Origin of the sequence: Dehalobacter sp. 12DCB1 (genome assembly GCF_004343605.1) — a bacterium.
Lineage (GTDB): Bacteria > Bacillota > Desulfitobacteriia > Desulfitobacteriales > Syntrophobotulaceae > Dehalobacter.
The window spans coordinates 32,401-57,537 of the sequence record NZ_POSF01000001.1; the positions used below are offsets into that span (position 1 = coordinate 32,401).

Below are 25,137 nucleotides of genomic sequence, written 5' to 3' on the forward strand. Positions count from 1 at the left end.
CCCCCTACTTTTTCTTGGCGGAGTGCCAATTTTCAATAATGCGCTGTTGTGATCTTTCAATCGCTAGAGCCTGATCAGGAACATCTTTCGTAATTGTTGACCCGGCGCCAATGACTGCTTCTTTACCTATGGATACCGGAGCAACAAAGTTTGTATTGCTGCCGACAAAAACACGGTCTTCAATAATGGTCTGGTGCTTTTTCTCGCCATCATAGTTGCAGGTAATTGTTCCTGCACCTATGTTCACATTTTTGCCTAACCTGGAATCACCAATATAGCTCAGGTGAGGGACTTTGCTTCCCTCTTCAATAATGCTGTTTTTAATTTCTACGAAATCACCAACTTTAACCTCTTTACCCAAAATCGTTCCGGGTCTCAGGTAAGCATACGGTCCCACAAAGCAATTCTCTCCGATCACTGCGTCTCGTGCAACAGAGTGTTCGATTTGACATCCCTTCTGACAAACACAGTTGATTAGTGTTGTCGAGGGACCAATGTTCGCCCCTTCTTCAATCTTGGTATTTCCTTTAATCATTGTAAAAGGATTAAGAATGACATCCTTCCCAAGAACAACTTCCGCATCTATAAAAACCGATGGAGGATTGATGATCGTTACTCCCTCCATCATCCAGTATTTTCTGATTCGGTCATACAAGATATCCTCGGCTTCAGCCAGCTGAACCCGATTGTTGATGCCTAAAGCTTCTGACGGGTCATCCGTACAAAAAATCTCAATTTTTTGACCAGACGAAAGCAGGATATCAAAGACATCAGTGAGATAATACTCTCCCTGAGCATTTTTAGGCGCAATCTTTTGAAGCGCAAATTTTAAGGCTGCTCCATTAAAACAGTAGGTGCCTGTATTGATCTCCTTAATCCCTTTTTGCAGAACAGCTGCATCTTTTTCTTCGATAATGCCTTGAAAAACGTTATTCTCTTTCATTATCCTCCCATAACCTGAAGGATTCTCCATGATTGCCGTGAGTACAGTGGCTGAAGAGCCCGTCTTTTGGTGAATCTCCATTAATGAGTGAATCGTATGTCCGGCTAAAAGCGGTTGATCCCCGCTTAAGACCAGAATGCTACTGTCTTCATCAATCAATGGCAATACCTGCATCACGGCGTGACCTGTACCCAATTGTTCTTCCTGAACAACCACCCTGGTTCGTTCCCCAAGGTGTTCCGACAACATTTCGCGGCCATGACCAACAATCGTAATGACATCATTAATTTTCAGTTTTGCAACCTTCTCCAGAACGTGGTCGATCAGCGGACGGCCAGCCAGCGTGTGCATCACTTTCGGTAATTCTGATTTCATACGGGTACCTTTTCCCGCAGCCAAAATGACTGCCGTAAAATGAGACATTTCCTTATTTACCCTCCAAAGTGATCAAGTACCTTATCAACCTTAAAATATCCTATAATGGATGAGCAGATACTTGCATAGTTGTACTTCATTTATTATAACGAATTATTGCCAAGAATAAAAAGAAATTACAGATATTTTTTTGTATTCCGCCTATATTATTGCATTTTATTCAATATGATAAAAAAGAGACCTCTCAAATGATGGTCTCTCCTCAGCAAAATTAAATATTATTCAATGCCCTTTCCGTATTCTTCTAGTACCTTAGTCTGGATTTTTTCTCTTGCCGCAGATGAAATCGGGTGGGCAATATCGCGAAAATCGCCTTCCGGGGTCTTTCGACTGGGCATCGCCACAAATAAACCATTCGTCCCTTCAACCACTTTTACATCGTGAACAACAAACTCGTTGTCAAATGTAACCGATACGACTGCTTTCATCTTGCCTTCGGCATTTACCTTTCGGACTCTGACGTCAGTAATCTCCATGCTGAGAATCACCACCCTTCTCTTCCGCCTCCAGAAAAATCTTCTTTTTTTATTCTCTATTTGGCAAAAAACTCCTTCTTTTTAGCAAAAAAAATTTATAATTCAAAATATTCTACATCATTTTTAAGTCATTTGCCATGACAAATGCCCTGCCTTTTGAAGCATCTATTTCCAGCTGCAGAAGAGCAAGGTAGTCTTCAACTAGCCTTGAGTTATTCCAGAGAGTATCTTCCATCAGAATGCCAAGGCCTACGACCTTGGCATCAAATTCCTGCATAAGGTCCATCAGCCCTTTAGCTGTGCCCCCAGCTTTAATAAAATCATCAATGATCAGTACTTTTTTTCCGGTACCCAAAGCCTTGCGGGTTAAAGACATGGTTTGAATTCTTTTGGAGGAGCCGGATATGTAATTAATACTAACCGAAGAACCCTCTGTCACTTTATTGCCATGCTGCACCACAACAGCAGGTACACCTAGCGCATCAGCAGTCATTAAGGCCAGCGGGATCCCTTTTGTTTCAATTGTTATCACGGCTTCAGGACTTCTTTTCCGAAAAAAGCTGGCAAAAATAAGCCCTAATTTCCTGGTAATAATAGGATTATAGAGAATATCAGACATATAAAGAAATCCACCAGGAAGCGTCCTGTCGCCCGCATTTAAATTTCCGGCAAGAGATGTCAGGAAGTTTTTTGCTTCTTCTCTGCCGATTCCGGGCAAATACTTGACACCTCCGGCTGCCCCTGGAATTGTCTCCAGATTACCCTTGTCCGTGAGCGTTAAACTTTCTTTAATCGTGACCAGGTCTTCACTGATAGTCGATTTCGCAGTATCAAAACGGTCGGCAAAAAAACCCAAAGTCAAAAGCTCATTCGGGTGGGAAATCAGAATTTCTGTTAACGCAATCATTCTCTCAATTCTTTTCATGCAATCATCTCTTTTATTTCATCTCATAAAAACACTATGCAGGAACTGTTATTCGCTTTTGCGGCTCGATGACATACCCCTTAAAGCTTCAAACATGACATTTCCGGCATTTTCAATATGTGCCGCTGCAAGCTTTTGCGCTTCTTCCACATCGTGCCTTGCCACAGCATCAATGATCGCCCGATGTTCCTGAATCGTATTCTTAACCCTTCCCGGAACTGCCAAAGATGTTGTACGGAATCGCTGTGTCTGTTCTTTCAGGTTCGCAAGAATCTGAATCAACCTCTCATTCCGGCTTGCCTTATACAAAAGAGCGTGAAAATCTATATCGGATTGGACAATAACATCCAGAGAATCAGGCATTTTTTCATAATATAAAATCCGTTCCATCTCATCGATTTCTTCTTCTGTAATCTTCTCGGCAGCAAGTCCTGCTGCCAGTCCTTCTAGGGCTGCGCGGATTTCAAATACATCTTTAACATCCTTATGAGAAACCCCTGCCACATAAGCGCCCCTTCGTGGAACCATGACCACGAAGCCCTCCAGTTCAAGTTTACGGATTGCTTCTCTTACAGGTGTACGGCTTACACCCATTTCTTCCGCCAGCTGAATTTCCATCAAGCGTTCTCCCGGCTCCAGAACTCCACTGACGATGGCCTCCCGTAAAGCCTCAAGCACGATTTCCCTCAGAGGTTTATAACTATCAAGTTTTACCGGTACTAAACGTCTTTCCACCAAAAATCACTCCTTTTCTCCAAATTTAATATTTCGAGAACCAATCGTTTTTACTAACCAGGTTTGATGATAACCCTTCTCAGCCAAAACCTTGCGCATCTTTTCTCCCTGACTATGATTCTTCACGATTCCGAACAGCGTAGAACCGCTTCCGGACATCAGAGCCCCAAGGCAGCCTCCTTCCAACAACAGCCGTTTTAAGACAGAAGTCTCAGGGACAAGATCAAAAACAACATTCTCCAGATCATTGGAAAGCATTCTGCCAATCATATCGATCCTAGAAGCATTTAGAACACTCACCCATTTTTTTTGATCGAGCTTGGAAAATTCAGCGCGTTTATCAAATAATCGGTAAGCATCTGCAGTGCTTACTCCCTGTTCCGGTTTAACCAGGATGATATCCATCTCGGGTACCCGGGGAAGTTCTTTGAGTTCAGAACCGATCCCTTCCCCCCATGCTGTTCCTCCAAGCAGACAAAATGCCGTATCGGAACCACACTGTTTAGCTAGTCCCACTAAATGTTCATAGGAAAAAGGATTTGACAGCAGTCTGTTCAGTCCTATAAGAACAGCTGCGGCATCACTGCTTCCCCCGGCAAGGCCGGCCTGTAACGGAATATGCTTTTCAATATTAATCTTAGCTCCGGGAATTATACCTAATGTCCTGGTCTTATATTCATCTAGGAAAAGTCCGGCAGCCTGATAAGCGAGATTTTTTTCGCCGCTTAATTCGCCGCAAAGACAAGATATCCCACCGTCTTGAAGTGTGATTTCAACCCGATCAAACAGAGACACAGATTGAAAGACCGTTTCAAGACTATGATATCCGTCAGTCCTGATATCATTGACAGCCAGCGCGAGGTTTATCTTGGCAGGTGCCAAAACAACCACAGAATTTTCTTTCATATTTACCAAGTTCTTTTACCTTTGATACCATAGAATTATTTTCCTAATATTATAGCGTATTACACCCTCATACTACCAGAAAAATATTCTAATCCACCAAATTTCTTATTTCAGGCGGGATTGAATTGAAGTGGTCACTAATGATTTTTCTTAACGGCTCTGCTTTTTCATAAAAGATCACAACAATATCTCCTTCTCTAGCTTTTGCCAGAGCTTCGCGTAAGGCTTCCTCTTCCTTAAGAATGATCTTTACCGAACTTGCCTTTTTCCCTTCCTTTAAAGCCTCTTCATAGATCATTTGCGCAATTTCTCCTGATTTTCTGCCTCGAAGATCTGCATCTTCCTTAATATACAGCAGATCAAATCCTGCGGCAGCTTCCCTGGCAAATTGTTTTACTGTGGCGTCGCTTCTGTCACCGGGCAAGCCGATACACCCTACAAGCCTCTTGTGCCCAATCATCTGAAGTGTTTGGACAACCTCTTTCATACCGGCAGGGTTATGACCGTAATCCAGAACTACCTTAAAGCCATCCATTTCATAATATTCGAGCCTTCCCTGATTATCTTCAGGATTTTGCCCGAAGCCGCTTACCGCCCTCCTGATTTGCTGAGCATTATATCCCAACGCATAGCAAGCTGCAACAGCTGCCAGGACATTTTGAACATTATGCCTTGCTTTTCCTCCCCAGGTAATCGGGATCTTATTTAAATTACAAACAGTTGAGCCGCAGGTTCCTTGATAAATCCATATCTTCCTCTCATCTGCGACTACGGCAACGCCTCCAAACGCTAGGTGTTTGCAGATTCTTCTATTCTGGATCTCAGTACTGAAGTAAATAACATGGCCACTGGTTTTTTGGTCCAGATCCACAACCTGAGGATCATCTGCATTCAGAATGGCAAAACCATACTTTTGTACTCTTTCAGCAACCAGACTCTTCACCTTGCTCAAATCCTCAATATTTTCAATACCGTATTGACCGAGATGATCCTCAGAAATATTTGTGATAATTGCGACATCCGCATAATCATAACCGAGACCTGCCCGCAAGATCCCCCCTCTGGCTGTTTCCAGGACCGCAACTTGGACATCGGGGTGTCTTAGGACAGTCCGGGCGCTGACAGGTCCGCTGTGGTCACCCTTGCTGAGCAGTCTGTCATTAATATAGATCCCTTCCGTCGAAGTCATCCCCACCGTTAATTGCTGTTTCTGAAGCATTTTACTTAAGAGACGGACGACAGTTGTCTTGCCATTGGTTCCTGTCACAGAGACAATAGGGATTCTGCCATTTCCATGCGGAAAGAGCATATTGACAATATCCTTACCAATATTCCTGCTTTGACCGGCACTGGGCAGCAAATGCATTCTTAAACCCGGAGCTGCATTAACTTCAATAATTCTACCATCCTGCTCCCGGTAAGAGCGCCTGATATCTTCCAAAATAAAGTCTATCCCGGCAATATCGAGTCCCAGTACGCTTGCTGCATAAACAGCCAGCTCCGCATTATCCCTGTGTACCAAATCCGTCACGTCTGCTGCCGTTGATCCGGTACTAAGGTTTGCACTTTGCCGAAGTACGATTTTTTCTCCAAGATGCGGAACAGATTCCAGTGAAAATCTCTGACGGCTGAGATCCAAAATAAGAACAGGATCAATTACAATTTTTGATAAATACTTTTCGTGCCCCGTCCCCCTTAAAGGATTGTTATTTTCCTGTTTGATCAGTTCTTTAATGCTCGATTTGCCGTTTCCGACAACCATCGGCGGTTTTCTCCTGGCCGCCGCTACCAATTTGCCCCCAACAATAAGAAGCCTGTAGTTGTTTCCTTTAATGTGTTCTTCGATAATCACCTTTGTGCTGTAGCTCTGCGCCAGGCGAAAAGCTTTAACAATCTCACTTTCCTTCGTTAGATTGAGGGATACCCCTTTTCCTTGATTGCCCAGACATGGCTTTATAACCACACTGCTGTCAAATTGTCGGAATAGCTTCAGAATTTCCGCTTCCGAAGAAGCTATCTTTCCGCGCGGGACTGGTATAGCAGATTCGCTGAGTATTTGTCGGGCAAGCTGTTTGTCTCCTGCAATATCTGTCCCGATGCAACCCGTTTCACTCGTCATCGCTGCCTGTATTCTTTTTTGTAGACGGCCATATCCAAGCTGATAAAGATTTCCTTCTCCAAGCTTTTGATAAGGGATACCTCTGCCAAGACAAGCTTGAAGAATTGCTTGCGTGGAAGGCCCGGGCATATACACTGAACGAAGTTTTTTTAATTGAGCGACCAACGGCTCGGCGTTCGGCTCTTCCCCATAGCGTAGCCGGTTGAGAAGACCGGCTGCAGCATAAAGTGCCTCTATTGCTGCTTCCTTGCATTCATATTCATAGATCACCTCATATTCATCCATTTCTTCAACCAGAACACGCGTTTTGCCATAACGACCTTTTTCCCCGGCTAAAGTCAGCAATTCTATACTGACATGCTCTAGTACATGTCCGGGCAATGTCCCTTCTTCCAATCTTTCAACAAACCCCCCAGGTTTTCCACGGGAACAGGTATGACCTGCAAGTGAAGGCAACGCTTTTAACAATCTTTGATTGAAATCACCAAGCTCATGGGTCATTTTCCCCTGCCATTCGGAAATACTGACAATTCCGCGGATCACGGGCCTGTAACTGAAAAAGTTTGAGCCTTCAATTGCTTTTACCTGATGTATCATCATGAAGATGTAGCCTCCTGTTTCATTTCCTTTTTAGGCAGCACCGAATAATTCATACTGAGTCTATCAGCCTCACTCAGAAAGCTGATTCGTTCAGTAATATTAAATCTCCAGCCTTCACTCAAAACATGTATTTTGACCGGGGCAAGGGCCAGCGGCTTCCCATTATTTAAGTCATCCACATTACTGATCACTGCACATGAAGCATCAGCAATAAGTACCGTTCCACGCCCGATCACCCGAAAGTTTCCATCCTTCGTGATATGGACAGACGTATCTTCATCAATTCCGATTCCTAAGAAGTACGGATTTAAGGAGACAGCCGTCATAAGCCGTCCAATCCTTCCTCTTTGGGCAAAATGCTGGTCAATAATGGCACCCTTTAAAAGCCCTAACCCGGGGGCCATCTGTATTAAGTCTTCGCCGGGAGTATCTCCTTGCCCGCCGATGATCATCGTATCAGACATCACAGATGCTCCAGCACTGGTTCCTCCGATAATAACCCCTTGCTCATACAGATGCTGCAAGGCCATGCCCATTGCAGTCCCACCAATCATTGCTGTAATCCTGAGCTGGTCCCCTCCTGTAAAGAAAATACCGCTGGCTTGAATGATTTTTTCAATATTTTCTCCTACATTGGCATACGCTCTATCTTTAATGGCAATCACATCTACATTTGAGCAGCCAAACTTCATAAAAAGGTCTCTATAAGTGGTTCCCGCCTGTTCCCCGTCCTCTGAAGCTGCAGTGATCACACATATTCTGGCTCTTTTTTCTCCTGCTTCGCGGTAATAATATTTTAGAATTTTACAGTCTTTTTCCTTATCTTCTGCTCCGCCGATAACAAGCAGATTTCCCATAATATGCTCGGTCATAGCATCCCTCCGAGCTTAATTTGTGGAAATCTGCGTAAATTATTCCTAAAGTTGTTTTGTATTCATAGATTAATGCTCTACTTTGGGGTAACCTCTTCTGAGCTGTCCTCTTGTTTCAATCCCACCTACACCGTCTGCCCCCGTAACTGTATGTCGAATAATATCTTTGAGAGAAACGGTACGGTCAATTGGCGTATAGGCAATGCTTTCGACCAGAAACACAGGGTCTAAGGCATGAATTAGCATTCGTCTTGGCGAAGAGGCAAAATTTGCACCGGCTTCAATAATTGCTTCAAAATTAGACTGGCATCCGCCTGCAAACACAACCAACTGATCTTTATTCGGTTGAATTCGCCTTGCTTCTGTGACGGACTGCACAAAATAGCCCGAACTCCGGTAGCTGTCCAAACTTTTCAAATTGCTTTTTCCTTTAAGCAAAGAATCATGGCCTGTTAAAACCAGAATATCCGCCGGATAATCTCGTAAAGCCCCGGCAATCGCCTTGGGCTGTTCTGCTTCTGACTTGCAAATACCTTTGGCCTGAAGTCCCAATTGTCTATACGTTCTTAGACAATGATCCAAATATTCTCGATCTCCATCCAAATGAAGAATTTTGCCCGGTATTTCAAAGTATTCTTCTTCAACCTTGAATTTGCGGTCGTAGACAACCTTACGAAATTTTTTATAAACTTCCTGAGAATCGGCCAGCTGATAATGGACAGTTTGCTTATCATTCTTAAAAACAAGGTCATTGACATCGGAATCGGCGATTAGTCGGTAATTAAGCCCACCGAGCACTGCTGTTATTTTCTTGCGCTTTTTATTCAGGGCCAGTATTTTCAAAAATAAATCCTGGTTATAAGAAAGGCGGGCCACAATATCTCCTATTTTAAACATGTCTAACCCTCCTGCTCTCCGCAAACTCCTTTAAAAATGACTGCATCATATTTTCTGATTTACTTTATTTTATGACATAAAAAAATACCGGTTCCAAACCGGTATCCTTAGGATCAATTTCATTGCGTCTCCCAGATGGCTGCAATTTTCTGATAATCAAGTATTCCGACATCTTCAGCCCTGAGCCTCGGGTCTATTTCCGCAGCCTTGAGTATCTCCGCAGTTTGCTCTTTGGGTAAGGAGAGTCCGCTAGAAAGCGTATTCAGCAGCGTTTTCCTTCGCTGCGCAAAAGCCGCCCGCACAACCTTGAAAAAGATGTCTCTCTTTTCAAATGAAAATCCTGGATATGGCCGGATGTCCAGTCTTAGCACCGTAGATGTGACCTTCGGCTGCGGCCAAAAGGCCGAAGGTGGAACGTCGAACAGCCTCTTTACCTCGGCTGATAACTGAACGGCAATCGATAATATCCCATAATCCTTTCCCCCGGGCAGGGCACACATTCGGTCGGCAACTTCTTTCTGGACCATAACGGTCATGCCCAGCAGTGATTCCGCTTGATCGAGAAAATGCATCAGTAGCGGATTTGTGATGTAGTACGGGAGATTACCAATCAACCAGCCTTTTTCCTGTCCCCAAAGATTGGCTAGTTTAAGCTTTAGGGCATCCATATGCAACAGAACAAACGGGTAGGCGTTTAATTCTCTTTGGAGCAGTTCAACCTTTTCTTTATCAAGTTCTACCGCCCACAATCTGGGGAATTTTGGGGCAAGTATTCTCGTTAGAGCACCTGGTCCCGGTCCAATTTCAATCAATGGCAGATTATTTAAGGGCACACCCTCCCGAACGATTCTTTCGATAATGCTGTCATCAATTAAAAAATTCTGGCCTAAAGATTTTTTGGCCCGTATCCCATGGCGCATAACTCTGCGGATATAGGAGGCCGTATCTTCCCATCTTGCTTCCGTCACTTACTCCCCATTCCCTTCCATCTGCTTTACTGCCGAATAAAATTCGTCTTTGGTTATCCCAAAACGGTTGATGCGAAATAAAAATTGCTTGGCATTGGTATCCCCAATCCCCAAAATTTTCCCAAGCCGGGACCGTTTTGCAGCCGAACAGCTTTGCCCAACCAGGCCGCTTTGGCGTAAATCAGCCATTTCTACCGCATCCGCATCCGTATTCATCTTCTCAACAATTTTCACTCCGTCTTTGCTGTCCGTATTCGAAATCTTTACTTCAAGTATTTTGGAAAACGCTTTCCTGATCTCCTCGGAAGAAACGTTTTCCAGGCCGATGTCATGATCTTTCGGATTGCGGGCTACCTCGACGGAAAGATAAACATGCCTGGCCTTCGGGATCCGTTTATTGATCCGCTCCCGAATCTGTTCCCCAGCAAAATCAGGGTCCGTACAGACAATAACGCCGCGCCGCTCTGCCATCTCCGCAATATACTCCAGCTTTTGCTCCGTCAATCCAAACCCCTCCGTCCAGATGATGTCAACTTTGCCCAGGGCACGTCTGACCGCATGCGCATCGTTTTTTCCTTCGACCACGATCAGTGGCTCATAATCAAGATTTGTATTTATGTTGAAATTCATTTTATTCTCCTTTAGCTTGCATCGACAAAATCTGATCCATTTTTTTATCAATTGCCGCTATTTTTTCCAGGCTATTTTTATTACTCTCAATGGCAGATTCAATCTGCAGCACTTTGCGTCTGAGCTCGTTCAAGGCATTTTGAAGCATTGTATCCGAAGCCATAATATCTTTCCCTAGTTCTTTCGTTGCTTCGCGAAAGCGGTTAAAAAATGTTTCGCTTTGTTTTTCGATGTAAAGGGTCAGCAGCCTTCCGGGAAGCAAGGTGTTGGTCCGACCGTCCCCTCTGATCTTGTATGTACCTCCGGCCGTGCAGTACGGTTTTTCTTTACCGGAGGGAATCTCAATTCGGTAGATTGGTTTTCTGGCATAGTTTTCTATTATTATAGCGACTTCAACGGGCGGAACACAACTCTCAGCTTTACTTAAAATAAAGAGCCTTTCCTTGTCACCAACCGGACAGCCGATCATTCTACCTTTCTGCATGCTGTTTTTATCTTCAACCTCGCCGACGCCAACTAAAATGGTTCCTCCATTTTCAGAATTCGCAAATGCTACTAAATCTGTGGCTTGAATGCCTTTAACTGTCATTTTGAAATCCGCATCGAAACCTTCCTGTTTGACCAGTAGCTGTTTCGTTTTGCTGGAAATTGTCATATATAGATCTTTTTCCATAAAAACCTCATAATAGGATATTTTCCTATTCTATCATAACCAATCATTAAACAAAAAATCACTACAAAGGACCACGTCAGGAAGATAGAAAATAAAGGGAGGAACGTATCTTTTGTCCCCCCCTTTCTGCGGTATGTCTTAATGCAGTTGTATTCCTGCTGCGCAGGCTTTACTGTCTACAAGGTCCAAAATCCTGCTTAAAATCTGCTCGTATCTCTCTTCAACTGCTGAGAAATCCATATACGGGACATAATATTGCTCCAGAACATCGTGCTCCTGTTTGGCCTGATGAATACAGTTCATTCCACTGTGCGTAAGATGATCAAACAAATCCAGGTCACTGTTTAGTTCCTGTGTCAGTGATGAGGAAAGCTCCGTATGGATATGCCTGTTCAGGTTAACGGACTCTTGATGATTGTTTCGGAAATATTCGCTTGACGTCAGAGCAACCTGCAGTTCTTTAATTACGATCGTTCCAATTTTGGAAGGGATTAGCGGTAAGTGATAAATTTCTACATCAAAACCTTTTTCCATGGCCTTAGCAGCGACTTTCTCCATAAAAACGGATTTTCCTGTGCCCATTTTGCCTTCCAGATAAACAATTTCCCGGATTCCCTGCAGAATGGAATCTGTAAAATCAACAAAACCTTCCGGTGTATACGCACAGGAAAACAGATGTCTAGCCACGCCGATCCTACCGGAACTCTCCTCCATGTACACACCCTCAAATATTTTCTTTGCCAAACGCGATGTTTCCATATTCAATGCAGAAAAATCCATAGACTTCCTGGTTATGGCCATTATATTCTCTGCGACTGCTCTGGCTGCCCTTAACAAACAATAAGCCCTGGCAAATAGACGACTGACTTCATTCGTTGACGCGATTATATGTTTTACATTGTGCTGCATGGCATCCGTATCCCAAAATTCTCCCAGATTAATGATTTCATCCAGACCTCCAGGATACTTTGGATCCACAATATGCGGTGCAGTTCCATCAACCATCACAATCCCGGCATCTAAAACCGCTATCCCGTCTAGGGAATGATGATCGGAAGAGCAGTGGTGGAATTCCACATCATAACCCATTTCTATCATTCTGTTCCCAATTTTTTTCATCAACGTTGATTTTCCAACACCTGGTCCCCCTTTGATCACAAAAATCCGTTTTGAACCTTTTTCTAGCAAAAACGAATAGTACGAAAAGAATCCCTCTGAGGTATTTCCGCCCGGAAATACATGTTTCATGTTTCCTTTCATTTTACCGACACTCCTCATGAATAATATGTTCACGCTTCATTTTATTGCCTGTTGCTTGGAAAGGTTCAATTGATGGTTCAGGGCAGTCAAGGAAAAAAAAAATTGACAAATCTCACTGATTTATTTCTCTTACTAATAAGGATTGTTGTTTCTTCGACTATTTTCATGCAGATATGCATGTTAATTACCACTAAAATCATTCAGCTGCTTGTTGCATTATTCTAGTTTCCGCCTTATAATCAAAATGTCTTTGAACGTTTGTCTGGGCAGGCATCTGTGATCTGCTGAGGGAGGGGAGATTTTTGCATGGATTTGCGCCGGGTATTTGACTGTATGATTTCCGTTTCGGAGTTAGGCCGTGGACAAGCTTCAAAAGTTATTCAGGCCGTTGAAGATGAAGGCAATCCCTATATCATCGTCAAAAATAATAAACCCCAGGCTGTCATTATCTCCATCCATGAGTATTCGGAACTAATGCGCATCCGAGATATGGTCGCCTCTGGTCAGAATATCAGTCCTCCGCTCTATTCGCCCCATTTTGAGGATAATTATGCCTCCCTGAAAACAAATGTTCTTTCTAATGATGAAATTAATATTTTCCTTGAAAGTGAAGGCCTCGAAGGTCTGAATCTTGAAAGCGAATCAAATGACTAAATGACGAACCAATACATTGATTCCTAAATTGAACAGTTATATAAATGATAACAGTTCGGCAATCATCCAGATATTTTCATAAAAATAGCTTGGATTTTGCTTGAACTGTTTTCTTTATTCATACTATAATGAATCTTATATCACCGAAAATACCAATAGCCTTTACGGTATTTTATAAATGCAGATCTAAGATTTGAGAGGATGGGGACAATGAAAAAGCTTCTGACAGGCAACGAAGCAATTGCAAGAGGTGCCTGGGAAGCCGGAGTTGTAGTATGCACGGCTTATCCAGGAACCCCCAGTACGGAAATTACAGAAAATGCAGCAAAATATGATGAGATGTATGCGGAATGGTCCCCGAACGAAAAAGTAGCGCTCGAAGTTGGTTTGGGTGCTTCGATCGCCGGCGGAAGAGCGCTTGTCTCTATGAAACATGTTGGGGTAAACGTAGCAGCAGATCCCTTGTTTACACTTTCCTATACCGGTGTTAACGCTGGACTTGTACTTGTATCTGCTGACGATCCGGGCATGCATAGTTCTCAAAATGAACAGGATAACCGTCATTTTGGAAGAGCAGCAAAAATTCCTGTACTAGAGCCGGCCGATAGCCAGGAAGCCAAAGATTTTACCAAATTGGCTTTTGATATCAGCGAGATGTTTGATACGCCAGTCATGCTCAGAACGACAACACGGGTAGCACATTCCCAGTCCTTGGTCGAACTTGCTGACCGTGAGGAGAAAGAAACTAAGGAATATCAGAAAAATCCTTCCAAATATGTGATGATTCCCGCAAATGCCCGTCACCGCCATGTAGTTGTTGAGGATAGGTTAATAAAACTGAAAGACTACGCTGAAAGTACCGATTTAAACCGCGTGGAATGGAACGATACAAAGATGGGGGTTATTACCAGTGGCGTAACCTACCAGTATGTCAAAGAAGCTTTGCCGGAAGTTTCAATCTTAAAACTTGGCATGACCTTCCCACTGCCCCGAAAAATGATCATAGACTTTGCGGACAAAGTAGATCAGTTATATATTGTCGAAGAATTGGAACCTTTTATCGAAGAGTATGTAACATCCTGGGGTCTTGATGTTCATGGCAAGGATACTTTTCCGCTGATCGGAGAATTATTACCGGAAACGATTGCCTCCAAAATGGTCCAGACGTTTGGAGACTGTTCTCCGCGCGAGACGACTGAGCCAAATCAACTGCAATATGAAGTTCCTCCGCGTCCTCCTGTCCTATGTCCCGGCTGCCCGCACAGAGGTCTTTTCTATGTACTTAATAAACTTAAAGTCACTGTCGCCGGTGATATCGGTTGTTATACACTCGGCTGCCTTGCTCCGCTTAAAGCCATTGACACAACTATTTGTATGGGCGCGAGCATCGGTACTGCTATTGGTATGGAGAAAGCCAAAGGTAAAGATTTTGCACGCAATCTGGTCGCTGTGATTGGAGATTCAACTTTCATTCATTCTGGGATCACTGCACTTGTTGACGTCGTCTACAATAAGGCAACGACAACGACCATTATCCTGGATAACCGCATCACGGCAATGACCGGGCACCAACATAACCCGACGACCGGGTTTACAGTTAAAGGAGAACCTACCAAAGAAATTGATCTCATCCTTCTAGCCAAGGCCGTCGGCGTAGAAAGGGTACAGGTAGTTGACCCGTTTGAGCTCGATGAGCTGGAGAAAATTGTCAGGGAAGAACTGGCTGCCGAAGAGCCTTCAGTCATAATCACCCAACGGAATTGCGCCCTGATCGATAAAAGCAGGAATAGCCCTTATATCGTATCCGCGGCGGCTTGTACCGGCTGTCTACGCTGCCTTAAGTTAGGCTGTCCCTGTATTGCCAAAGAAGGGAAAAAAGTCAGGATTAACCTTGCCCAGTGTGTAGGCTGCGGGTTATGCGCAACCGTCTGTCCCAGCGAAGCAATCAGGAAAGAAGGTGGCGCCAATGACTGATATCACGAATATTCTCATTGTTGGAGTAGGCGGACAAGGAACAATCCTTGCGAGTAGAGTACTTGCAGGCGCGGTTCAAATGACTGGCCAGGACGTTAAGGTCTCGGAGATTCACGGGATGGCGCAGCGGGGTGGAAGTGTGGTTACCCAGGTCAGATACGGCAAAGAAGTCGCCTCCCCGATCATTCCTGAAGGTGAAGCGGATATTATACTCGCTTTTGAGAAGCTGGAGGCTCTCCGCTGGCTGCCCTATCTGAAAAAGGATGGCAGCATCTTAATCAATGACCAAAGGATCGATCCTATGCCAGTCGTCGTAGGAACGGCGCAATATCCTTCCGATGTTCTGGATATTATAAAAAAAGAACGCAAAGAAGTCTTCATCATTAATGGTCTTGGGAAAGCCGTCGAAGCCGGCAACGGCAAAGCGGTAAACGTAGTTCTGCTGGGACTGCTCGCCAGATATTTGAAAATAGACAAGCAGACGTGGCTTGATGTTATCCGGGAAACGGTCCCTTCCAAACTGCTTGAGGTCAATTTGAAAGCTTTCGAAGCGGGCTGGAACAGTTTTGACCGCTGAGTCATATCTCTGTACAAATGATCGATATGATACTGTTAATAGTCATTATGCTATTGGCAGTATTTTTTTTGCTTAGGGTTTACGTTATATTCCCTAACCGCTCTTCGGCTACTGCGATTCTTACACGGAGGAAGAAGAGCGCAGCAACCTTCCGAACATATGTTTGCTTTATGTATCATTCTGTGCTAGAATTAATTTGGGTGATGTGCATGGGTACTCTAGAAAAGCTTGCAGTCCTCGCTGATGGAGCCAAGTATGATGTTTCTTGTGCGTCAAGCGGGGTAAACAAGCATAATCAAGGCGGTATCGGCAACTCCAAATCATTTGGTATCTGCCATACCTGGTCTGCCGATGGCCGTTGTGTTTCGCTTTTAAAGATTCTCCTGACCAACTACTGTATCTATAACTGCAATTACTGCGTCAACCGCAATCAGAATGATATCCCGCGCGCCAGTTTCACGCCAAGGGAAGTCGCCGACCTGACAATTCAATTCTACAGGCGGAATTATATTGAAGGTCTTTTTTTAAGCTCGGGGATTGAGCACAGTCCAAATCATACCATGGAAAGGATTTATCAGGTTCTTGATATTCTGAGACATGAATATCACTTTTACGGATATATTCACGTCAAAGTGATTCCAGGCGCCGATACGGCACTGGTTAACAAGACAGGATTGCTCGCCGATAGGATGAGCATCAATATTGAACAACCTACAGAGCAGAGTCTTAAACTCTTGGCACCTCAAAAGACACTGCCCGTCTTATTTGCGCCGATGAATCAAATTCATCATCAGATAACGCAAAACGCTTCCGAAAGAAAGATTTTCCGGCACGTCCAAAAATTTGTTCCGGCAGGACAGTCGACCCAGATGATTGTCGGGGCGAGCAAAGACAGCGATCTTTCTATTATTAAAGCCACAGAAACCCTTTATAACCGTTTTCAATTGAAAAGAGTCTATTACTCGGCTTATGTTCCTGTTAATGAGGGCCCAAATCTTCCTGCCCTTTCCACTTCTCCGCCTTTGCTTAGAGAACACCGACTCTATCAGGCGGACTGGTTGCTGAGATTTTACAGCTTTAAAGCGGATGAAATTGTCAATGAACAAAGTCCGTTTTTGGATACCGATCTTGATCCCAAAATTTCCTGGGCGCTTCGAAACATGCAGTTATTTCCTCTGGAAATCAACCAGGCCTCCTATGAAGAGCTGCTTCGAATTCCTGGGGTAGGCGTCAATTCCGCCCAGAGAATCATTCGGCAGCGCAGATTAGGTAATATTTGTTATGATCATCTCAAAAAAATGGGTGTGGTTCTTAAGCGCGCTAAATATTTTATCACGTGTCAGGGCTGTTATTACGGGGGCATCCCTGTAGAAAGCGCCTTGGTTCGCCAGGCTCTGGCACCTGTGGCCAAACCCGTTCAGCTATGTTTGTTCTGATTCATTCTCTAAACAATAGGATATTTTAGGGTTGACAAGGTACTAGGAATCTTCCGAAGAATGAGGGACTGTTGAAAATGGATTATCTATATGACGGAAGCTTCGACGGTTTGCTGACTTCAATATATTACAGCTATTATGAACAAAAAGCCCAGGGAATCTATCCTGAGGCTTCGTATCAGTTCAATATGTTCACTCCATCTACAATTATCCGAAGTGATCCTGTGCTTGCCGCTAGGGTTTATGATGCAATAGACAAAAAAATTTCTGTTTACTCCTTAATGCAGATCTATTATGTATACCTCTCGAATAATACCGCTAAAGAGAACTTCATCTTAAAATACCTTCAGCTTGGCTTTCAATTAGGTCCGAAAATTGACAGCGTTCATTCTCATCCTAAGGTATTGCCGATCCGGCAAACAGCCAAGAAAGTATCTTTTGAAGCAGAGCGCTTTTTGGGGCTGCTTCGCTTTACGGATACCGGCAGTTATCTTTATGCGGTTCTGGAGCCGGATCATAATATATCAGTTCTCCTGGCCGACCATTTTGCCGACAGGCTAGCAGGTGAACGTTTCATTATTCATGACAAAAAAAGAAATCTTGCGATCATCTGCAATCAAAAAGAATGGTACCTTTCGGATTTTTCCGGGAAAGCAGCTATTCCTGATTCAGAGACAGAACAATTCTATCAGGAGCTCTGGGCTAAATATTTTACCCGCATCAGCATTGAAAACCGCAAAAATAAAAAGCTCCAATCTCATTTTGTCCCCCAGCGCTATCGGCATAATCTGGTGGAATTCCGGAAATCAGAACTATTTTAAGTCTCATCAATTCATCAAATCATTGTAATGTTCTTTCAACCAATTTTTCCACTTTCTATAGTCCGGCAGATAATGTTCTACAAACGACCAGAATTCCTTGGAATGATTCATGTACTTTAGATGAGCCAATTCATGAATAATCACATAAGCCGCAACCTGGTTTGGTGCCATGATAATGCGCCAATTTAAGTTAATGTATCCTTTGCTTGAGCAGCTTCCCCATTTTGTTTTTTGATCCTTAATTCTAAGTTTTTGGTAGGTAATATCCAGCTGTCTGGCATAATATTCGACCTGTTCAGGAAGAAGCTTTTGGGCCTGCCGGATATACCATTCTTCCAATATCTTTTTGGTTGACTGACTTTTCTTCTCTTTTAATAATCCCGGTGGGACGGTTACAACGATCCTGCTTCCAATAAACGATGCTGATCCGGGTCCGGCCTTTTCTTCGATCAGTAGAGGATAATGCCTCCCCCTGTACAGTAGTTTTTCACCTGAAACATATTCCTTCGCAGCAGTTTTCCCTTCTGCTGGATTTTGCTTTTCGATGTGCTTCAATATCAGTTCTTTATTGCTTTCCAGATATCGTCTAGCCTGGGTGAAAGTAATTTCGGCAGGAACAGAAACCTTTAACTTCTGATGTTTGATGGTAACAATCAGTCTTTTTGCTTTGCTGCTTTTTCGAAGCTCATATTCAATTTGCCTTTTGCCTATACTAAGGTATTCCATTTTGCCTTCCACTTTACTCCCGAAAATAATGATATTGCCCTGTGCAAAAAATCAAGCAAGACTATTTTACTACGACTGAGGGGAAAAAAGAAACCTATACGCCAATAAATATTATCTGAATATATCTTTTATTTGTATTTCCGTTCATAATCTCGTCATACCGTCCGATAGGTCGCCTGGCTGACTGCCACTTTCCATCCGCTCAGGCATTGCTGACGCTCAGATTCGGTGATGTTCGAAGCAAAAATAAGGCGCTCTTTACTGAGGCCTTTCAGCTCTTCCTTGTCCTTCCAGTATCCGGCTGCCAAACCTGCCAGGTATGCTGCTCCCAAAGCCGTAACCTCGCAAATTTCTGACCGTTCAACCGGGATCCCGCTGAGATCCGCCTGAAACTGCAGCAGGAAATTATTATCAGCTGCACCGCCGTCTACTTTCAAGGCCTTAAGAGGGATATCGGTATCCTTAGCCATTGCCGTAAGAACATCATTTGTCTGATAAGCAATGCTCTCCAGCGCGGCTCTTACAAGGTGAAAACGGTTTGTGCCCCGAGTAAGTCCGGTCACTATACCACGGGCATGCATATCCCAGTACGGTGCACCGAGTCCGACGAAGGCTGGAACAATATAGACGCCATTCGTATCTTTGACCTGAGTTGCATAATATTCGCTTTCAGCAGAAGTTTTCAGCAATCCAAGTTCATCACGAAGCCACTGAATGACTGCTCCGCCAATAAATACACTGCCCTCCAGCGCGTATTCCACCTCGTTATCAATTCCCCAGGCAATTGTCGTAAGCAGTTTATTTTGAGACCGGATTATATTTCTACCAGTATGCATCAGGATAAAACAACCTGTACCGTAGGTATTTTTGACCATTCCTTCTGTAAAGCAGGCCTGCCCAAAAAGTGCAGCTTGCTGATCACCAGCTATGCCCGCTATCGGTATTTCAGCGCCAAATATTGAAGAATCTGTTACACCGTAGCAGCGGCTGCTCGGACAGACTTCCGGCAGTAGTCGTCTGGGTATGTTCAGATAAGATAATATTTTATCATCCCACGCTAGTTCCCTGATATTATAGAGCATGGTCCGGGAGGCATTACTGTAATCCGTAATATGCAGCCGGCCCTTGGTAAGGTTCCAGACGAGCCAGCTATCTATTGTGCCAAAAAGCAAATCCCCATTTTCAGCCATCGTCTGGCCATCCGGAATATGATCAAGGATCCAGCGGATTTTTGTTCCGGAAAAATAAGCGTCCGCAACAAGGCCAGTCACATCTGATATATACTCGTTTAAAGTACTGTTCAGTATCTGCTCGCAAAGTTCCGTCGTTCTACGGCATTGCCAGACAATCGCATGATAGACAGGTTTGCCGGTGAAACGGTTCCAAACCACAGTTGTCTCCCTTTGATTTGCTATCCCTAGCCCAACAATATCATCCGGATCTATGTTCGTCTGATCCAGCACCTCTCTGATAGCAGCCAGCTGGGTGTCCCAGACTTCTAAAGGATCATGTTCAACCCACCCCGGGAACGGATAGATCTGGGTAAACTCTTTTTGGACTTTGCCTACAATCATTCCTTCATGGTTATAAACGACAGCCCGTGAGCTTGTTGTCCCCTGATCGAGCGCAATAATATATTTTTGGACCATTTGTGTTCCTCCATTAACCAGTTCATTAATGAGCCAAAGCCCGAATACTTTCCGCAAATAATTTTATTATACTATAATTAATGAGAAAACAGGCCAAAATAGTTCCAATCAGTGCCCGATTAAGCTGAATAGATGAACACGGCAACCAGAATTATCTGAGGAAAGAAGTGTTAGGCTATGCAAAATTGGCAGGAAAAAGCAGCCATACTTGTTGATAAGTATGTAGCTCCTCAAGGAGTTCATGACAAACGCATCCTGAACGCCATTAAAAAAATCCCCAGACATTTGTTCATTCCTGAAGATTTATGGCCCTACAGTTATAATGATGAACCGCTTCCGATTGGAGAGAAGCAGACAATCTCCCAGCCCTTTATTGTCGCTAAAATGACCGAACTATTGGCTTTGGAACCTGGCGACAAAGTCCTTGAAATAGGTACGGGTTCCGGATATCAGTCTGCTTTGCTTGCCCAGATGGGTATGGCCGTGACAACCATCGAAAGAATCGAAGCGCTCGCCCTTAAAGTTCGAATATTATTTGAACAGCTGAACTATCCGATCTGCAGTATTATTGCTGACGGCCGAAATGGCTATGAACCGAATGCACCGTACCGGGGACTCATTGTAACGGCAGCAGCACCAGTCATTGAACATTCCTGGCTTGAACAACTCGATGTCGGAGGGAAAATCGTTGTCCCGCTTGAGGCTGATGAAGGGCTAGCCTGTCAGCGTTTACTGGTTAGACAAAAGACCAGTACAAATCCCGAAGGCTATATTGACAACTGGGATGACTACTGCCGCTTTGTACCACTGCTCTCTGGGACAGAATAGCAGCGGGGACAAAGGATACTCTTCCCACCGGTCTATTTTCCGTACTTAAGCAGCCTCTTAGTGGCAAATTCTATCCATTTGCTGTCCGGCTGTCCATAATTGCTGTAAGGATGAATAGCGATCCCTCCTCTGGGACTAAATTCTCCTATAACCTCGATGTATCTGGGTTCAAGCAGTCGGATCAGGTCCTTCATGATGATATTAACGACATCTTCGTGGAAATCTCCATGGTTTCGGAAACTAAAAAGATATAGCTTCAACGATTTGCTTTCTACTAATTTTTGATCCGGAATGTAATTGATGATCATCGTTCCAAAATCCGGCTGGCCGGTAATCGGACACAAGCTGGTAAATTCAGGGCAATTTAAACGGACAAAATAGTCATTATCGGGATGCTTGTTAGCAAAGCTCTCCAGTATGGCCGGATCATAGTCAAAAACATAGTACGTTTGTCCCGATCCTAGAAGTGACAGACCCTCAGTTTCCTTGTTTTTCATTTCCGGTAACCTCCCAGCGGTTCTTAATCATAAACAGAATGCTTATTCCAAGCACTTGCATCAGACTCTTAACAGCAAACTGTCCGAGTACTGCATTCGGCACAAAATCCCAGGTCAGGATGCCTGAAATAAGCGGGGACAGACCAATTAATATAAAAACTACACTATCAAGAAAACTGCTGACAATCCCGCTCGCAAACACTTTGCGCAGGAAAGATCCTTTAAGCCTTGTATAAATTTCCGTATCTGCCGACTCCGAGATCAAAAAGGAAATGGCTGAAGCTATAGTAATGGTTAAAGTATCTCCGAGAAATTTGGAGGAAACAGCCGATAGGACAAGAGCCGTGATAATCGCCAGATAAGCAGTTTTTCGCCCATACTTGCGCTGGATAATATCCCTAAGTACCAGTGTCACCCCGATAAGCCAACTTCCGTAAGGAATTAAAAACGGTCCTACCTGCAAAGGTACCAGCGCTGCAGTAATAATATTCGCAATAATGATGGCAGCTAAATAAAGAATAAGCAACATTATTTTTCTCCTAATAATAAATAATGATACGAAGGTTTGCCACCGCTTGCCGTCCATGGATGTTAAAAATAAAAAGGGCATGTAACTGCCCTAAAACTACCAGACGATAGGTTCCCTAGTTTTGTTTAGAGACAGGATGGATGACGAACTGTCTTATTAAGTTATGGTTTAATCAATGTCGGTAAATGGCGAGGATGCAAATAGCTTGCAGCTGTCTCCTCGATAATAAGTAATTCCCATCCCGATTGGCTTATCCTGTGAATTAAATAATCTTTGCTCAACAACCAGAAGTGGGAGAGCATTGTACAGGGATAAGTATTTTGATATTTGTTCATCAGGGGTTTGAGCAGAAATTGTTAATTCTTTCTTAATCGCAAATAGAGAAGTATATCGAGAAACAATTTCCGGGAAAGTTCTGTATTTGATTTCTTTTTCAACGATAGGCATTCCCTTGTAGTAAATCAGGTATTTTTCATCATACGCAACTGCTTCTCCATTGCTGTAATGAATCCGTTTGACCATAATTATTTTTTTATTTCGGGGTATATTCAGACTGTCAATGAGTTTTGGTGTCGGCAGGATAATTTTAACCTCAATCAGCTTGGTCGTATCGATGGTGCTAATCAGATTCGCCATCTCGTTGTAATATAGAATGTATTTTTTGGAATCCGGCTCGTTCACAAAGCTTCCCTTGCCAGGGATAGAGGTAATATATCCTTCATTCACTAAGATTGCCAGACCCTTGCGGACCGTCATCCGGCTCACGCCATAGGTCTCGCACAATGAATTTTCTGAAGGAATCGCATCTCCTGGCTTCAAAACGCCCTCTTTAATTTTTTTCTTTATCTCTTCAATGATATGTTGATAGATTGGTAATTCCATCTTCTTACTCCTCGGCAATTATTTAGCTATCCTATATTATACATAAGAACAGATTAATAAATCCATCAATATTTTTTAAGCCTTATATTACTTTCTTCAGAAACCTGTATTCTGCAGATATTCCTGTTGAAAAGCAGGATTTGCCGCAAGGTCAAAATGGGTTACCTTTGCTAATAATATCAAAGTATTTATCCGTATATTTCTGGACAGTAGGAAATTCGATGCTCCGGCTCCTGCCGCATTGCCGATGGACCGGATGGGTGCATTCGGAAAATTGGGGAACAAACCGAGTATCCGAGCACTTGAAGCGTCAATATAGTTGCCGAAGGCCCCCGCAATCAGAATTTCCTCGAGATCTTCTCCTTTCAGCCCATATTCTTTCATTAATAGCATACATCCTGTATAAATGGCGCTTTTGGCTAGCTGTACAGCACGAATATCCTTTTGGCTGATGTAAATTCGGTCGTTATCATCGTGCCCCTCATCCATCAGGTAGAAGACGCTGACACCGTCAATTTTTGCCAGATAATCAGCAAATCTTTGATTTTCCGGCCGGCAAACTTTTAAATATTTGTCGGGAGGCAGCAGTCTGCCTTCTTTACTGATCAGCTCGGCTTTCAACATTTCAGCAACCGCATCAACGATACCGGAGCCACAAATCCCTTTGGGCTGTTCTCCGCCAATTACTTTTAATTTAATTTTACCTTCCGACAGTTTTACCCGTTCGATGGCTCCGTTTGTTCCACGCATTCCAAAGCGGATCGTTGCTCCTTCGAGGGCTGGTCCAGCAGCAGTTGAAGTGGCTAGCCACTTCTTCTCGTTCCCCAATAAAATTTCACCGTTTGTTCCAAGGTCAATAATCAACCTGTTCCCCTGACGTTCCCCTTCAGGCAAAGCTAGCAGGACAGCCAAAGTATCCGCTCCGACAAAGCCCCCGATCAAAGGTAAAAAATCAATAACAGCATTGGGATGAATGTTAAGGTTCAACTCCCGTGCCGCTGTTAACACTTCATTTAAAATCGTATTGGTGTAAGGCGTCCTGCCAAGAGATCCAGGATGTAAGCCTAAAAAGAGGTGCTGCATGGCACTGTTGCCGCAAATCACCATTGTATAGATATTTTCGGCGCTGATCCGGTTTTGCTGTATCGCTTCCAGAATCAGGGTGTTAATGGTCTCTACCACTTTACGCTGAAGAATTTTTAGCCCTTCAGGATTATTTATCGCCACCATAATGCGGGATATAACATCCGCACCTTCCGTAATCTGACCGTTTAAGGCAGAATATACCCCTACTTTTTTGCCGCTATTAAGGTCATATAAGTAAGCCACAACAGAGGTACTCCCAAGGTCAACGGCAAATCCATAATTGCTGGCTGAGGTGTCGCCCTGCTCAATATCAAGCAGCTGTTCGTCTCTTAAGACCAAAGTAATGCCTGTCATTTCCTGCTTCTGCATCAGCAGTGATAATTTTTGCAGAAGGCATAAGGCTGGCGTATTAATCCGAAATGGAACCGTGGCTTGAATATGTTCCCAGTCCCCGTAATAGAACGGTGTTTTTAAAAACTTCTTATCGATAAAGATCTTTTTAACTGGCGGATCAATATTTAGCTCTGTTTCAATACGATCCGTTAAAATTGAGGCTTCATGTTTATAGTCTTCATATTTAAGATAAACGATCAAGCCGTCGCTTACTGGTTCCTGACACGCCAATACTTCCTGCCGTATGCCGTCCCTTTCTATTTCAATTGTGCATTTTTTACATGTACCTTTTCCTCCGCATACAAGATCAAGCGGATATCCAAGACCTGAACAGGCAACAGCAACCGTATCATTCTCCTGGCATAAGATTTCTTTATTCTGGTTTGGAAATAGAACTTTTTTCATCATATTGTTTTCCTTTCTGTTATAATGAAACCTGCCATTTTCAGCGAAGGACAACCGTCTTTTTCCAAAAAATCATTCTAACATATCATATTATAAAACGTAACTTTCCTTAATTACAAGTCGATGGTTCAGGCTATTGTCGAAATAGAAATTATTTTCTAAAAAATCTCTTATTTTTTGTCTTTTGAATATATTGACTATTGAAAATTTGGGTGATATATTAAAGTAAGCAAAACCCCTG

The 25,137-nt window shown here is 43.5% G+C and carries 24 protein-coding genes; 6 read left to right on the top strand and 18 right to left on the bottom strand.

Translation table 11 applies throughout. The annotated features are described in order from the left end of the window. Positions 1 to 4 precede the first annotated feature (4 nt). The 12 genes from glmU to C1I38_RS00220 form a co-directional block, all read right to left on the bottom strand. Complete coding sequence (gene glmU / locus C1I38_RS00165) at positions 5 to 1,366, bottom strand: bifunctional UDP-N-acetylglucosamine diphosphorylase/glucosamine-1-phosphate N-acetyltransferase GlmU (protein ID WP_119775213.1); 1,362 nt, start codon at positions 1,364 to 1,366, stop codon at positions 5 to 7. A 230-nt stretch (positions 1,367 to 1,596) separates the two neighbouring features. Further along, positions 1,597 to 1,854: a septation regulator SpoVG gene (gene spoVG / locus C1I38_RS00170; RefSeq protein WP_015042333.1), complete on the bottom strand. Its 258-nt coding sequence runs from the start codon at positions 1,852 to 1,854 to the stop codon at positions 1,597 to 1,599. Positions 1,855 to 1,966: 112 nt separating this feature from the next. Next, complete coding sequence (gene purR, locus C1I38_RS00175; protein ID WP_026156457.1) at positions 1,967 to 2,779, bottom strand: pur operon repressor; 813 nt, start codon at positions 2,777 to 2,779, stop codon at positions 1,967 to 1,969. Between the two features lie 48 nt (positions 2,780 to 2,827). Beyond that, positions 2,828 to 3,514 carry a GntR family transcriptional regulator gene (locus C1I38_RS00180; protein WP_015042331.1) on the bottom strand — a complete coding sequence of 229 codons (687 nt, stop codon included), beginning with the start codon at positions 3,512 to 3,514 and terminating at the stop codon, positions 2,828 to 2,830. A gap of 6 nt (positions 3,515 to 3,520) precedes the next feature. Next, positions 3,521 to 4,420: a 4-(cytidine 5'-diphospho)-2-C-methyl-D-erythritol kinase gene (gene ispE / locus C1I38_RS00185; RefSeq protein ID WP_119775397.1), complete on the bottom strand. Its 900-nt coding sequence runs from the start codon at positions 4,418 to 4,420 to the stop codon at positions 3,521 to 3,523. Between the two features lie 88 nt (positions 4,421 to 4,508). Further along, positions 4,509 to 7,139: a cyanophycin synthetase gene (gene cphA, locus C1I38_RS00190; protein ID WP_119775215.1), complete on the bottom strand. Its 2,631-nt coding sequence runs from the start codon at positions 7,137 to 7,139 to the stop codon at positions 4,509 to 4,511. Continuing rightward, on the bottom strand, positions 7,136 to 8,011 hold the full coding sequence (locus C1I38_RS00195) for a cyanophycinase (protein WP_119775216.1): 876 nt from the start codon (positions 8,009 to 8,011) through the stop codon (positions 7,136 to 7,138). Before C1I38_RS00195 ends, cphA begins: the two co-directional genes overlap by 4 nt. A 69-nt stretch (positions 8,012 to 8,080) precedes the next feature. After that, the gene (gene yabG, locus C1I38_RS00200; protein WP_119775218.1) at positions 8,081 to 8,908 is read right to left on the bottom strand and encodes a sporulation peptidase YabG; all 828 of its coding nucleotides are present in this window, start codon (positions 8,906 to 8,908) and stop codon (positions 8,081 to 8,083) included. 119 nt (positions 8,909 to 9,027) lie between these two features. Further along, positions 9,028 to 9,876, bottom strand: a complete 849-nt coding sequence (gene rsmA, locus C1I38_RS00205; protein WP_119775220.1) for a 16S rRNA (adenine(1518)-N(6)/adenine(1519)-N(6))-dimethyltransferase RsmA — start codon at positions 9,874 to 9,876, stop codon at positions 9,028 to 9,030. Continuing rightward, a complete protein-coding gene (locus C1I38_RS00210; RefSeq protein WP_119775222.1) occupies positions 9,877 to 10,506 on the bottom strand; it encodes a DUF4093 domain-containing protein in 630 nt (209 codons plus the stop codon). A gap of 1 nt (position 10,507) precedes the next feature. Beyond that, complete coding sequence (locus C1I38_RS00215) at positions 10,508 to 11,179, bottom strand: ATP-binding protein (RefSeq protein WP_119775224.1); 672 nt, start codon at positions 11,177 to 11,179, stop codon at positions 10,508 to 10,510. 138 nt (positions 11,180 to 11,317) lie between these two features. Then, the gene (locus C1I38_RS00220) at positions 11,318 to 12,439 is read right to left on the bottom strand and encodes an ATPase (RefSeq protein ID WP_020492273.1); all 1,122 of its coding nucleotides are present in this window, start codon (positions 12,437 to 12,439) and stop codon (positions 11,318 to 11,320) included. Between the two features lie 306 nt (positions 12,440 to 12,745). Here C1I38_RS00220 and C1I38_RS00225 point away from each other — a divergent pair, with 306 nt between their 5' ends. The 5 genes from C1I38_RS00225 to C1I38_RS00245 all read left to right on the top strand — a co-directional run bounded on the left by C1I38_RS00225 (position 12,746) and on the right by C1I38_RS00245 (position 17,901). Next, positions 12,746 to 13,093: a type II toxin-antitoxin system Phd/YefM family antitoxin gene (locus tag C1I38_RS00225; protein ID WP_119775226.1), complete on the top strand. Its 348-nt coding sequence runs from the start codon at positions 12,746 to 12,748 to the stop codon at positions 13,091 to 13,093. Positions 13,094 to 13,303: 210 nt separating this feature from the next. Next, positions 13,304 to 15,067 (top strand): indolepyruvate ferredoxin oxidoreductase subunit alpha, encoded by a 1,764-nt coding sequence (gene iorA, locus C1I38_RS00230; protein WP_119775227.1) that lies wholly within the window; start codon positions 13,304 to 13,306, stop codon positions 15,065 to 15,067. After that, positions 15,060 to 15,644, top strand: a complete 585-nt coding sequence (locus C1I38_RS00235) for an indolepyruvate oxidoreductase subunit beta (protein WP_020492276.1) — start codon at positions 15,060 to 15,062, stop codon at positions 15,642 to 15,644. Before iorA ends, C1I38_RS00235 begins: the two co-directional genes overlap by 8 nt. 209 nt (positions 15,645 to 15,853) lie before the next feature. After that, the gene (locus tag C1I38_RS00240; protein WP_243103672.1) at positions 15,854 to 17,080 is read left to right on the top strand and encodes a putative DNA modification/repair radical SAM protein; all 1,227 of its coding nucleotides are present in this window, start codon (positions 15,854 to 15,856) and stop codon (positions 17,078 to 17,080) included. A gap of 77 nt (positions 17,081 to 17,157) precedes the next feature. Next, a complete protein-coding gene (locus C1I38_RS00245) occupies positions 17,158 to 17,901 on the top strand; it encodes a TIGR03915 family putative DNA repair protein (protein WP_243103673.1) in 744 nt (247 codons plus the stop codon). 6 nt (positions 17,902 to 17,907) lie between these two features. Here C1I38_RS00245 and C1I38_RS00250 read toward each other — a convergent pair whose 3' ends face one another. Further along, positions 17,908 to 18,627: a SprT family zinc-dependent metalloprotease gene (locus C1I38_RS00250; protein ID WP_243103674.1), complete on the bottom strand. Its 720-nt coding sequence runs from the start codon at positions 18,625 to 18,627 to the stop codon at positions 17,908 to 17,910. 155 nt (positions 18,628 to 18,782) lie between these two features. Further along, positions 18,783 to 20,276 (bottom strand): glycerol kinase GlpK, encoded by a 1,494-nt coding sequence (gene glpK / locus C1I38_RS00255; RefSeq protein ID WP_119775232.1) that lies wholly within the window; start codon positions 20,274 to 20,276, stop codon positions 18,783 to 18,785. A 177-nt stretch (positions 20,277 to 20,453) separates the two neighbouring features. Between glpK and C1I38_RS00260 the strand changes: the two genes are divergently transcribed. Continuing rightward, positions 20,454 to 21,104, top strand: coding sequence for a protein-L-isoaspartate(D-aspartate) O-methyltransferase (locus C1I38_RS00260; protein WP_119775234.1), 651 nt, complete (start codon positions 20,454 to 20,456; stop codon positions 21,102 to 21,104). Positions 21,105 to 21,136: 32 nt separating this feature from the next. Here C1I38_RS00260 and queF read toward each other — a convergent pair whose 3' ends face one another. From queF to C1I38_RS00280, 4 genes are all read right to left on the bottom strand, one after another. Then, entirely contained in the window at positions 21,137 to 21,601 is a 465-nt protein-coding gene (queF, locus tag C1I38_RS00265) for a preQ(1) synthase (protein ID WP_119775235.1), read from the bottom strand. Next, a complete protein-coding gene (locus C1I38_RS00270) occupies positions 21,582 to 22,130 on the bottom strand; it encodes a VUT family protein (RefSeq protein ID WP_119775237.1) in 549 nt (182 codons plus the stop codon). Before C1I38_RS00270 ends, queF begins: the two co-directional genes overlap by 20 nt. Positions 22,131 to 22,298: 168 nt before the next feature. Beyond that, positions 22,299 to 23,012, bottom strand: a complete 714-nt coding sequence (locus tag C1I38_RS00275) for a GntR family transcriptional regulator (RefSeq protein WP_119775238.1) — start codon at positions 23,010 to 23,012, stop codon at positions 22,299 to 22,301. 96 nt (positions 23,013 to 23,108) lie between these two features. After that, a complete protein-coding gene (locus tag C1I38_RS00280; RefSeq protein WP_034379279.1) occupies positions 23,109 to 24,899 on the bottom strand; it encodes an ASKHA domain-containing protein in 1,791 nt (596 codons plus the stop codon). Positions 24,900 to 25,137: the final 238 nt, after the last annotated feature.